The organism is Saccharothrix sp. NBAS 001, from assembly GCF_056640475.1.
This window is the reverse complement of the sequence record NZ_CM153251.1, coordinates 7975778-7987117: the sequence shown is the minus strand read 5'-3', so window position 1 is coordinate 7987117 and position 11340 is coordinate 7975778. Positions and strand designations below refer to the sequence as shown.

At 72.7% G+C, this 11340-nt stretch carries 10 protein-coding genes; 4 read left to right on the top strand and 6 right to left on the bottom strand.

Annotated features, from left to right (window positions below; all coding sequences use genetic code 11):
• Window positions 1–219: 219 nt before the first annotated feature.
• Window positions 220–594 (top strand): hypothetical protein, encoded by a 375-nt coding sequence (locus tag AC0HI0_RS35120; RefSeq protein ID WP_015097510.1) that lies wholly within the window; start codon window positions 220–222, stop codon window positions 592–594.
• Between the two features lie 195 nt (window positions 595–789).
• Here the strand turns inward: AC0HI0_RS35120 and AC0HI0_RS35115 are convergent, their stop codons facing one another.
• From AC0HI0_RS35115 to AC0HI0_RS35100, 4 genes are all read right to left on the bottom strand, one after another.
• Window positions 790–1434: a response regulator transcription factor gene (locus AC0HI0_RS35115; RefSeq protein ID WP_480934458.1), complete on the bottom strand. Its 645-nt coding sequence runs from the start codon at window positions 1432–1434 to the stop codon at window positions 790–792.
• Complete coding sequence (locus tag AC0HI0_RS35110; protein ID WP_480927771.1) at window positions 1316–2389, bottom strand: sensor histidine kinase; 1074 nt, start codon at window positions 2387–2389, stop codon at window positions 1316–1318. Before AC0HI0_RS35110 ends, AC0HI0_RS35115 begins: the two co-directional genes overlap by 119 nt.
• Window positions 2390–2645: 256 nt before the next feature.
• Complete coding sequence (locus AC0HI0_RS35105) at window positions 2646–4439, bottom strand: gamma-glutamyltransferase family protein (protein WP_480927770.1); 1794 nt, start codon at window positions 4437–4439, stop codon at window positions 2646–2648.
• Between the two features lie 76 nt (window positions 4440–4515).
• Window positions 4516–5811 (bottom strand): UDP-glucose dehydrogenase family protein, encoded by a 1296-nt coding sequence (locus tag AC0HI0_RS35100; protein ID WP_480927769.1) that lies wholly within the window; start codon window positions 5809–5811, stop codon window positions 4516–4518.
• 296 nt (window positions 5812–6107) lie between these two features.
• Between AC0HI0_RS35100 and AC0HI0_RS35095 the strand changes: the two genes are divergently transcribed.
• Window positions 6108–6860 (top strand): SDR family NAD(P)-dependent oxidoreductase, encoded by a 753-nt coding sequence (locus tag AC0HI0_RS35095; RefSeq protein WP_480927768.1) that lies wholly within the window; start codon window positions 6108–6110, stop codon window positions 6858–6860.
• A gap of 4 nt (window positions 6861–6864) precedes the next feature.
• Here the strand turns inward: AC0HI0_RS35095 and AC0HI0_RS35090 are convergent, their stop codons facing one another.
• Window positions 6865–8502, bottom strand: coding sequence for a TM0106 family RecB-like putative nuclease (locus AC0HI0_RS35090; protein WP_480927767.1), 1638 nt, complete (start codon window positions 8500–8502; stop codon window positions 6865–6867).
• A gap of 118 nt (window positions 8503–8620) precedes the next feature.
• Between AC0HI0_RS35090 and AC0HI0_RS35085 the strand changes: the two genes are divergently transcribed.
• Window positions 8621–9055, top strand: a complete 435-nt coding sequence (locus AC0HI0_RS35085) for a DUF6474 family protein (RefSeq protein WP_480927766.1) — start codon at window positions 8621–8623, stop codon at window positions 9053–9055.
• Here AC0HI0_RS35085 and AC0HI0_RS35080 read toward each other — a convergent pair.
• Window positions 9033–10661, bottom strand: coding sequence for a BCCT family transporter (locus AC0HI0_RS35080; protein ID WP_480934457.1), 1629 nt, complete (start codon window positions 10659–10661; stop codon window positions 9033–9035). The genes AC0HI0_RS35085 and AC0HI0_RS35080 overlap by 23 nt on opposite strands.
• 124 nt (window positions 10662–10785) lie before the next feature.
• On the opposite strand from AC0HI0_RS35080, the gene AC0HI0_RS35075 reads away from it, so the two are divergent.
• On the top strand, window positions 10786–11328 hold the full coding sequence (locus tag AC0HI0_RS35075) for a hypothetical protein (protein ID WP_480927765.1): 543 nt from the start codon (window positions 10786–10788) through the stop codon (window positions 11326–11328).
• Window positions 11329–11340: the final 12 nt, after the last annotated feature.

The window sequence follows — 11340 nt, the reverse complement described above, 5'->3', positions numbered from 1 at the left end:
GGCTTGCTGTGAGCCTGGTCACTTTGGGAGCGGTCACATTTTCGGCGCGCGCGGTTTGGACACTGCGGTGCGTATCGAAAACAGACCGGGATCGTCCCCGCATTGAGACCACATCGTCCACCTAGGCCCTATGGGGGATTGTGCGCTTGCCGTACGATCTTTTTCGGGTCACCAGACCTGTGCCTGCTAGGGGACCTCAGATACAGAGGTAGGTGCGCCATGGATCTCGCACTGAGCAAGGTCATCGAGCTGCGCGAGAGCGGTTTCCAGTTCCTCCACCTCCGGGACGAGGACGGACAGCTCGATCGCATCATGGCGTTCAAGCAACGCAGAGGGTTCATCGACTCGATCCTGTTCTGGTCCGAGACCGAGGCGCGCGCAGGCCGCCTACCTGCGGTTCGGGACAGCACCAGGGCCGCCCAGGCGGTCTGGATCTACGAGGGTCCGCTGGTCGAGGCGGTCGACCGGCTGCTCGACCTGCCCGAGCCGGGTTCCCGCAACGCGCCCACGCTGATGAAGCGGACCGCGTCGGATCTGGCCGTTGTGACGACGCTGCCGTTCAAGCTGAAGCTGCCGCCGGGCGCCATCGCCTGACCACCGCTCGATCCCGGGCCCCGCGTGAAGAACGCGGGGCTTCTTGGGCTGGTCACCCTCCGTGCATTTTTCCGGCCACCCGATCGCTTTACGTGACGAGCATATGCACCCTCGCACGCGGGTTCCCAGAATGTGCGACGAATACGACCAATACCCTGGGTTACCAGAGGTATAACAATTCCTCATACTGTCGGGTTATGGCCGACGGGGGCTCACCAAACCCGATTCGTACGCGAGCACGACTAGTTGCGCCCGATCCCGCGCGGCCAGTTTCGTCATCACCCGGCTCACGTGAGTCCGCGAAGTGGCCGGGCTGATGACCAGGTGTGCGGCGATCTCGTCGTTGGACAGGCCGCCCGCCACCAGCGCCAGGATCTCCCGTTCCCGGGCGGTCAGTTCGCGCAGCGCTTTCGGATCCGGCCGGCGGTGCTCCGGGCGGGCCGCGAACTCCTCGATCAGGCGACGGGTGACGCTCGGCGCGAGCAGCGCGTCCCCCTGCGCGACCACCCGCAGGGCGTGCAGGAGCTCGACCGGGTCGGTGTCCTTGAGCAGGAAGCCCGACGCGCCGCCGCGCAGCGCCTCGAAGACGTACTCGTCGACGTTGAACGTGGTCAGCACCAGGACCTTGACCTCCGGCAGCTCGGCGCAGATGTCGCGGGTCGCGGTCAGCCCGTCCACGCCGGGCATCCGGATGTCCATCACCACCACGTCCGGCCGGTGCTCACGCGCCAGCAGCAGGGCCTCCGCGCCGTCGCCGGCCTCGCCCACCACCTCGAACCCGTCCTCGGTGTCCAGCAGCAGGCGGAAACCCGCCCGCACCAGCACCTGGTCGTCGGCCAGCACCACCCTGATCACGCGCCACCTCCCACGGCAGAACCGCACGCACCTCGAACCCGCCCTCCGGCCGGGGGCCGGCGGCCAACCCGCCGCCCAGCGCCTCCACCCGCTCCCGCATCCCGCGCAGCCCCGACCCCGCGCCCTGCCCGGCCTGCGCGCCGCCGGTGCCGTCGTCGCGCACCGAGATCTCCAGGTGCCCCGCCCCGTCGCGGCCGGGCTCGGCGCGGGTGAACGTGATGGTGATCGCCGTCGCGTCCGGGGCGTAGCGCAGGGCGTTGGTCAGCGACTCCTGCACCACCCGGTAGGCCGCCGCGTCGACCGGTGCCGGGACCTCGCCCGGGTCGCCGACCACGCGGGCCTTGGGGACCGGGGCGAGGAGTTCGGGCAGCCGGGACAGCGAGGGCACGGGCGTGACGCCCTCCCCGGTGCGCAGGACGCCGAGGGTCGCGCGCAGGTCGTCCAGCGCGTGGCCGGAAGCCTCCTTGATGGCCCTGAGCGCCTTCACGGCCTCCTCGGGGCGGCGGTCCGCGACGTGCGCGGCGACGCCGGCCTGGACGTTGATCATGGCGAGGCTGTGCGCGACCACGTCGTGCACCTCGCGGGCGATCCGCAGGCGTTCCTCTTCCATCCGGCGATCCCGACGTTCGGCGATGCGCACCCGGCGCAGCGACAGGAGCGCGAACGCCGGGACGACGATCAGCGGGCCCCCGTGGCCGGTGACGTAGTAGAGCCACGTGGACACCCCGGTCACCGCGATGACGGCGACCGGGAAGCGGCGACGCCACAGCAGCGGCACGAACGTCGCCGCGAACCACACCCACGCCAGCCAAGCCACGGCACGACCGTACGGGAGCGCCACCAGCGAGGACATCGCCCGCCAGGCGTGCCCGCCGCGTACGACCCCGGTCGTACCCCGGGCGGCACCGCCCCACGGCCCGTCCTGCGGCACTGCGGCCACCGCTCCGGGTGAAGAAGTCCACTCGGAGGAGGTAGCGAGCTTGATCCGAGGGGCCGAACTGCGAAATTTTCCGCTCCATGGATCTCAGGAAGACCTCGTGGCCGGCCGGCGGGACGACCGCGACCCGGGACGTCGACTGACCGATCCACCCGGAGCCGGAACGGTCCCGGCCCCCTCCCCCTCGGGCCGGGGCCGTTCCAACCCCAGTCCCACTCCGACCCGGTCCCGCCGGGTCCAAGGCCCCGGCGGTCCGGGGTCAGCGGCCGGCGGCGTAGCCCTGGTTGCCCCGGGCGTTGGCGGCGGCGCGCAGGAAGCCGGTGCCGGGGTCGCGGGCCACGGCGGACATCCGGCCGAGGGACCACGGGCCCGCGTCGACCACCTCGTGGCCGCGTTCGCGCAGCGTCGCCAGGGCCGCCGCGCCCAGGCGCGACTCGACCACCAGCTCGCCGGGCGTCCAGGCGCGCGGGTAGAACGAACTCGGGAACGCGTTGCTGTGCCACATCGGCGAGTCGATGGCCTCCTGGAGGTTCAGGCCGCCGACCGTGTGCGCCAGCCAGAACCCGAGCTGCCACTGGTCCTGCTGGTCGCCGCCGGGGGTGCCGAAGCCGACCGCCGGTTCGCCGTCGCGCAGGGCGAGCGTCGGGGACAGCGTGATGCGCGGGCGCTTGCCGGGGGCGAGGGTGTTGGGCAGGCCCTCGTCCAGCCAGAACATCTGCGCGCGGGTGCCCAGGCAGAACCCGAGCGACGGGATGGTCGGGGACGACTGGAGCCAGCCGCCGGACGGGGTGGCCGAGACCAGGTTGCCCCAGCGGTCCACCACGTCGATGTGCACGGTGTCGCCGCGGACCGCGCCGGTGCGCGAGACGGTCGGCTCGCCGAGGGCGCCGCCGCCGTCCACCCCGGCGGCGGGAGCGCCCGCCCGCACGTGCGCGGGGAGCACCGGGTCCAGCCCGCCGGGGGAACCCGGGCGCAGCTCGCGCGACGCCGTCTCGCCGACCAGCGCGGCGCGGGCCTGCGCGTAGTCCTTCGACAGCAGCGCCTCCAGCGGCACGTCACCGCTGTCGCCGTACCACGCCTCGCGGTCCGCGAACGCGAGCTTGGCGCACTCCACCGCCAGGTGCACGGTCTCCGCGGTCGGCAGGCCGTCCACGTAGGACAGCCGGTCGGCGAACGCCTCCAGCAGCCGCAGCTGCTGCAACAGCACCGGCCCCTGGGACCACCCGCCGATCTTCGCGACCGTCCACTCGCCGAAGTCCGCGGTCACCGCGTCCTCGTAGGTCGCCTGCCACGACGCCATGTCCTGCCCGGTCAGCACGCCGGCGTGGTCGGCGCCGGAGTCGTCGCGGAACGCGGTCCGGCAGAACTGCTCGACCTGCGCCGCCACGAACCCCTGGGACCACGCCCGCCGGGCCGCCTCGATCTGCGCCTCGCGGTCGCTGCCGGCCGCCTCGCCGGCCGCGAGCAGCCACTCCCAGGTGTCGGCCAGCTTCGGGTTGCGGAACCGGGCGCCCGGTCGCGGGGCCTTCCCGTCCGGCAGCCACAGGGCCGCCGAGGACGACCAGTGCTCCCGGAACAGGTCCGACACCGTCTCGACGGTCGCCGAGACGCGCTCCAGCAGCGGGAACCCGTCGCGCGCGTACCCGATGGCGTACCCGAGCACGTCCCGCAGCGACTTGGTCCCGTGGTCGCGCAGCAGCGTCAGCCACCCGTCCCACGCGCCCGGCACGGTCGCCGCGAGCAGCCCGCTGCCCGGCACGAGGTCCAGGCCGAGCCCCCGGTAGTGGCCGGTGGTGGCCCCGGCGGGGGCGACGCCCTGGCCGCAGAGCACCTTCGGGGTCGCGTCGCCCGCCGCGGTGAACACCACGGGCACCTCGCCGCCCGGACCGTTCAGGTGCGGCTCGACGACTTGCAGGACGAAGCCTGCGGTGACGGCCGCGTCGAACGCGTTGCCGCCGTCTTCCAGCACCGCCATGCCCGCGCTGGAGGCGAGCCAGTGCGTGGACGCGACCATGCCGTGGGTGCCGACGAGTTCCGGGCGGGTTGTGAACACGCGGACAACCTACGTGGACATCCCATCTTTGGTTAACCTCGCGAACTAAATTGTGTCCTGATGTACGACGGTCGGCTCAACCCGCTGCGGCGGGCTGCTTGCGCCCCAGCCCCTGGAGGGCCAAACCCGCGCGGTGCAAGGCATCCGCGTCGAGGTGGTTGCGGGTGTCGAGCACCACGGCACCGTTCATCAGCCCGGCCACGCGGCCCCAGTCGAGGGCCCGGAACTCGGGCCACTCCGTGAGCAAGACCACCGCGTCGGCGTCCCGGACCGCCTGGTAGGCGTCGTCCACGACGGTCATCCCGACCAGCGGCCGGCTGATCTCGGGGTCGTGCGCGACCAGCTCGGCCCCCTCGAACGCGAGCAGCTCGGCCACCGCGAGCGCGGGCGAGTCCCGCAGGTCGTTGGTGCCCGCCTTGAACGCCAGCCCGAGGATGCCGATCCGGGCGCCGGCGAGGGTGCCGCCGACCGCGTCGCGCACCTTGTCCACGACCCGCTGCTGCTGCCGCCGGTTGGTGTCGATGGTGGACCGGACCAGCTCGAAGTCGACCCCCACCGACTCCGCGATCCGGACCATGGCGTGGGTGTCCTTGGGCAGGCACGACCCGCCCCAGCCGGGTCCGGGCCGCAGGAACGACTGGCCGATCCGCCGGTCGTAGCCCATGCCGTCGGTCACCGACGAGACGTCCGCTCCGACCAGCTCGCACAGCTCGGCGATCGCGTTGACGTAGGACAGCTTCATCGCCAGGAAGCAGTTGGCGGCGTACTTGACCATCTCGGCGCTGGCCGCGTCCATCAGCACGGTCGGCGCGCCGAGCTTGGCGAACAGCGCGGCGACCCGCTCGGCGGCCTGCGGCGAGTCGGAGCCGACGACGATCCGGTCGGGGTGCAGGAAGTCGCGCACCGCGCTGCCCTCGCGCAGGAACTCCGGGTTGGACACCACGGCCACGTCCTCGCGGCCGAGAAGCCCCGCGACCCGGGTCGAGGTGCCGACCGGCACGGTGGACTTGCACACCACGACCGTCCCGTACGGGAGCACTTCGCGCAGGTCGCGGGCCACCGACTCGACCGCGGACAGGTCCGCCGCGCCGCCCGCGCCCATCGGCGTGGGCAGGCACAGGAACACCACCTCGGCGTCGGCCACGGCGGCCCGCGCGCCCTCCACGAACTCCAGCCGCCCGGCGGCCTGGCCCTCGGTGACCAGTTCGGTCAGGCCCGGTTCGAGGATGTCGACCTGACCGGCGCGCAGCCGGGCGACCTTCAGCGTGTCCACGTCGGCGCAGACGACCCGATGCCCCAGGGAGGCCAGGCAGGCCCCCGTGGTCAGGCCCACGTAACCCGTTCCCACGACCGCGATCCGTCGGACGAACATATTCCAGACGGTCGCAGCCGAAGTTGGCCGTGGGTCGAACGCAAGTTGTATGCGGAGAGTGAGGTAGGTAGTCCTCTGGGGGTACGCCGAAACAGCCCTGGCGGCGGACGCGCGGGCACCTCCGGTACGTGCATCGTTCAGGTATGGAACTGCTGCTGATCTTGGCGATCTTCGCGGGGCTGGCGCTGGTCGCCGCCGTGCCGTTGGTCGCATTGCTGCACCTGTCCGACCACAAGCAGCTGAACGGCCGTTAACCTCCGGACCCGGCAGAGTCGCTGGGCAACGGAGGGTGTGGCATGCAGATCGAGGCAACCGCGGCGATCGTGACCGGCGGGGCGTCCGGGCTGGGCAACGCGACCGCGCGGGCGCTGGCCGCGAAGGGCGCGCGGGTGTTCGCCCTGGACATCCGGGTGGACGACGCGGAACCCGTCGAGGGCGTCACCTACCTGGCCGCCGACGTGACCTCGGAGGAGGACGTCCAGGCGGCCGTCGACACCGCCGCCGGCTCCGGCGTCCCGCTGCGCGTGGTGGTGAACTGCGCGGGCATCGGCCCGTCCACCCGCACCGTCGGCAAGTCCGGCCCGCACCCGCTGGACCTGTACCGCAAGGTCATCGACGTGAACCTGGTCGGCACGTTCAACGTGCTGCGGCTCGCGGCGGCGGCGATCGGCAAGACCGAGCCGCTGGAGCACGGCCAGCGCGGCATCGTGATCAACACCGCCTCGATCGCGGCCTACGACGGGCAGATCGGCCAGGTCGCCTACGCCTCGTCCAAGGCGGCCGTGGTGGGCATGACGCTGCCGGCCGCGCGCGACCTGTCGTCGGTGGGCGTGCGGGTGATGACGATCGCGCCGGGCATCGTGGACACGCCGATGCTGGCCACCGTCTCCGAGGAGTTCCGGGCGGGCCTGGCGGCGGGCGTGCCGTTCCCGAAGCGGCTGGCGCTGCCCGAGGAGTTCGCGCGGCTCGCCGTGTCGATCGTGGAGCACGACTACCTCAACGGCGAGGTCATCCGGATGGACGGCGCGCTGCGGATGGCCCCCAAGTAGGTCCCTAGAGGTCGCCCGCGAACGGCAGGCCGGCCATCGCGTCCGAGGTCATCCACTCGCGCAGCGCGTGGGTGGCCCGGACGTCGTCCTCGTTGTACTCCAGCAGCCGGCGGCGCTGGGCCGGGTCGGGCGGCGGGCCGTCCATGCCGACCGCGTCGCGGTACCAGCGCATCGAGTTCTCGCCGCCCGCCTCCGGGTCGCGCCAGGAGAACCCGGCGACCGGGGCGATGGTCTTGAGGCCCTTGCCGTGGGCGCACAGGAACTGCTCCTGGACGATGCCGAACAGGTCGACCCACGAGTCGGACGTGATGAACTCGCGCACCTGGGCGGTGGTCGGGATGCCGGGCCGCCCCTTGAACCGCTCGGCCGAGCCGAGCAGCCACCGGTTCTCGGCCAGCTCGTTGTAGCAGTAGGCGCGGAAGCTCAGGCCGCGGGCGCGGGCGCGCAGCCGGACGGCGGTCAGCCAGCCCCAGAACTCGGCGAACGACCGGGCCTCGTCGTCGCAGGGCAGCGGGTCCCAGGTGGCGAACGCGCGGTAGCCGGGCTCCTCGCCGACGTCCGCGCCGGACAGCAGGCAGCCCCACATGTACGCGCCCAGGTCGCCGAAGCTCTCCATGTCGACGTCGACCTCGACGTCGGCGCGCGGCACGTCCATGTACGGCACCCGCCGCACGACGGTGAGGTCGCGCAGCCAGGCCCGCGCCAGGATCACCGCGTCCGGGTAGAGCATCCCGACCAGCGGGGTGACCGGCGGCTTGTGCGGGTCGAGGGCGGCCAGGTCGTCCACCGTGGACACGCCGATCCGGCGCAGCGCCACGGCGTCCTCGCCGCGCACCACCAGGCTGACGTCCCGCGAGGTCTTCAGGTCGACCTCGCACACCGGCCACCACGGGCAGGACCGGCACTCGACGATCCGCGACGGCCGGGCCAGCGGGTGCGCGCCGGTCACCGCGGCCGTGGCGACGGCCAGCCGGTCGGAGAACCGGGAGTCGTACTCGGCCAGCGCGGTCCGGCCGCCGGGCCAGGTGGGGGCCTCCAGGTCGTGCCAGACGACGACGTCGCCGTCCATGCCGACCACGCCGCCGTAGGACCGGCCGGCGGCGGCGAACCCGGACGCCTGCAACTGGCGCTGGGCGTGGGCCAGGCGGAGCTGGTCGCGGGGCTGCGGGCGGACCTTGCGCAGCGGGTCGACGCGCGCGCCGCCGGGCAGCGGGTGCGACAGCGGCGACGTGCGCGCGCCCGTGCCCGGATCGGTGACCTTGTGCCGCACGACGAGGACCGGCACGTACCCGGTCGAGTCCTTGACCAGCAGGTCGATGCCGCCGCGCCGGCCGCCGCGCTCGTCGCGGGGCAGCATCGCGCCCCAGATGAACGGCACCCCGGCGCCCATCGCGGCGGCGGTGACGCGTTCGCGGTCGCCGCTGGGCACGTCCTGCGGGATCTCCATCAGGTCGGAGCCCACCACTCGGCCGAGCGCCTCGGCGACCACCCGGCGGTGCTCGGTCGCGTCGGCCTTGCGGAGTTGGCCGGTCGGGTCCGGCGCGGCTTTCGGCGCGTCGCGCATCGCTGGATCGTGTTCGAGGTGCACCCGCCGCCGGCAACGAGTGACCACGCCGGCGTCCAACTGCACCTGGGAAGTCACGGCAAGTAGGGTATGCCGCCGCGCCGACGCTTGTACCGGCAACCTGATGGACCGGATTCGATCTTTTGTGCACGACACCGGTCCGACCTCTACTGTTCGGGTGAGGAGGTGTGCGGCGATGGCACGCGAACGGAGCAAGGGCTTCACGCCCGGCCGGGCGAAGAACCTGGTCGGCGTGGCCAAGGTCGTGGCCCCCGCGCTGATCCCCGTGGTGGCGCCGCTGGCGGCCCGCGCGGCGGCGGTGGTGAGCGACCGCTACGACCAGTACCGGGCCCGCAGGCTGGGTGTGCCGGTGGGCGAGCTGTCCCGCTACTCCGGGCACGGCGCGCGCCTGCACGCCCGGATCGCCGGGTTCGCGGGGGCGCTGGAGGACGTGCGCGCCCAGGACCGCGAGTACGTGGAGAGCACCGAGGCGCGGCTCACCCAGCTCACGGCCGCGGTACGGGCTTCCGAACGGATGCCCGCGCCGCGCCGCAAAGCCGCGCACCGCGCCGTGGGCGCGGACCTGGACGCGCTGGAAGCCGAGCTGCTCAGGCGCCTGGGCGTGTCCTGACGATCTGCTCCACGGTGAGCAGGGCGGTCTCCTCGGGCCCGAAGCAGACCTCCTCCATGACCTCGGCCACGCGCTCCTCGCGCCGGATCATCGGATCGCTGCGCAGGTCGCGGGCCAGCGACACGCACAGCCCGACCATGACCACCGCGAACGGCAGCGCGGCGATGATCGTCAGGTTCTGCAGCCCGGTCAGCGCGTTCGAGCCGCCGACCAGCAGCATCACCGCCGCCACCGCGCCCATCAGCACGCCCCAGAACACCACCACGCCCCTCGACGGCGTGAGGGAGCCGCGCTGCGAGAGCGTGCCCATGACCACCGACGCGGCGTCCGCGCCGGACACGAAGAAGATCGCCACCAGGATCATCACCAGCACGGAGGCCACGCCCGCGAGCGGGAACTGGTCGAGCATGCCGAACAGCTGGCTCTCCGCCGACGACTCGCCCGCCAGGTCGGTGCCGGTGCGCTGGAGGTGGATGGCGGTGCCGCCGAACACGCAGAACCAGACCAGGCTGACCGCGCTGGGCACGCCGATCACGCCGGTCACGAACTGCCGGATGGTGCGGCCCCGGCTGATCCGGGCGATGAACATGCCGACGAACGGCGTCCACGAGATCCACCACGCCCAGTAGAAGATCGTCCAGCCGGACAGCCACGCCTCGGTGGCGTCGCCGCCGGACGCGGCGGTGCGGCCCGCCATGTCGGCCAGCTCGCGGAAGTAGTCGCCGATCGCGGCGGGCACCAGGTTGAGCACGAACACCGTCGGCCCGACCACGAACACGAACGCCGCCAGCACCACGGCCAGCACCATGTTGGTGTTCGACAGCCACTGGATGCCCTTGGCCACCCCGGACACCGCCGACGCGATGAACACCGCCGTCAGCACCGCGATGATGCCCACCAGGATCGCGTTGCCGACCTCCCAGCCGGCCTTGGTCAGGCCGCTGCCGATCTGGAGCGCGCCCAGGCCCAGCGACGCGGCCGAGCCGAACAGGGTGGCGAAGATGGCCAGCACGTCGATCGCCCTGCCCGCCGGGCCGTTCGCCCGCCGCTTGCCGAGCAGCGGGGTGAACGCGGCGCTGATCAGCTGGCTGCGCCCGCGCCGGAAGCTGCCGTAGGCGATGGCCAGGCCCACCACGGCGTAGATCGCCCACGGGTGGACGGTCCAGTGGAACAGGGTGGTCGCCATCGCGTTCTGCAGCGCCGCGTCGCTCTGCGCGGCGACCGTGCCCGGCGGTGGTTTCACGAAGTGGGACAGCGGCTCGTTGACGCCGTAGAACATCAGCCCGATGCCCATGCCCGCGCTGAACATCATCGCGATCCAGGACACCGTCTTGAACTCGGGCTCCTCGTCGTCGCGGCCGAGCGGGATCCGACCGTACCGGCTGATCGCGAGCCACAGCGCGAACAGCACGAAACCTGACGCGACCAGCACGAACGCCCAGCCCAGGTTGCGGATGACCCAGTCCAGGGCGGCCTTCGAGGCGGCGGCCAGGGACTCGGTCCCGAAGACGCCCCAGCCCAGGAAGGCGAGGGTCACGGCGGCGGCGACCCCGAACACGACGGGGTCGAGGCGGGGTCGCCGCCCGGCCCCCGGTTCACCTGGCAGCGACTGTTCGACGGGTTCAGACACGGTCTTCACGGGTAGCCCTTACCACCGTTCGGCGCAACCCAAACCCCTCTACGACCGGAGCGCCTCACACCTTCGGGCGCCGGTCTCCTACGCTCTGTGCATGACCAGAAGTCCGGCCTCGACCCGCCTCGCGCGGGCCGTTCTACTGGCCGTGACCTCTGCCGCACTCAGCGTGGCCGCGCACGGGGCGGCCGGGGGCGATCTGACCGAGTTCGCGCCCGCCCTCCCGCTGACCGCGCTGGTCGCCCTGGCGGGCACCGCCCTGGCCGAGCGCGGGCGCAGCCCGTGGACGATCCTGGCCACGCTCGGCGTGGCGCAGGTCGGCCAGCACGCGCTGCTCAGCCTGGGCCACCACGTCCCCGAAGGGCCGGGGCTGGGCTTCGGCCCGCTGACCATGACCGCCGCGCACGTGGTGGCCGGGCTGCTCACCGGGCTGCTGCTGGCCCGCGCGGACAGCGCGCTGTCCGCGCTCGCGTCGGCGGTGTCCCGGCTGGCCCCGGTCCTGGTCCCGTTCGTACCCGTCGAGCACCGGACGTGCCCGCTGCCGTCGTCCACGACGCCGGACACGTTGACCGCCGTGGTGCTGCGGCGGGTGAACGGGCGTCGTGGCCCACCCGTACTCCTGATCACCCGAGCCGGATAGCCACACCCCTCT

What these genes read in the sequence shown, in the direction of transcription:
- AC0HI0_RS35100 (WP_480927769.1), bottom strand. Translation starts at nt 5,811, where the DNA reads ATGTTCGTCCGACGGATCGCGGTCGTGGGAACGGGTTACGTGGGCCTG.
- AC0HI0_RS35085 (WP_480927766.1), top strand. Translation starts at nt 8,621, where the DNA reads ATGGCACGCGAACGGAGCAAGGGCTTCACGCCCGGCCGGGCGAAGAAC.
- AC0HI0_RS35075 (WP_480927765.1), top strand. Translation starts at nt 10,786, where the DNA reads ATGACCAGAAGTCCGGCCTCGACCCGCCTCGCGCGGGCCGTTCTACTG.
- AC0HI0_RS35095 (WP_480927768.1), top strand. Translation starts at nt 6,108, where the DNA reads ATGCAGATCGAGGCAACCGCGGCGATCGTGACCGGCGGGGCGTCCGGG.
- AC0HI0_RS35120 (WP_015097510.1), top strand. Translation starts at nt 220, where the DNA reads ATGGATCTCGCACTGAGCAAGGTCATCGAGCTGCGCGAGAGCGGTTTC.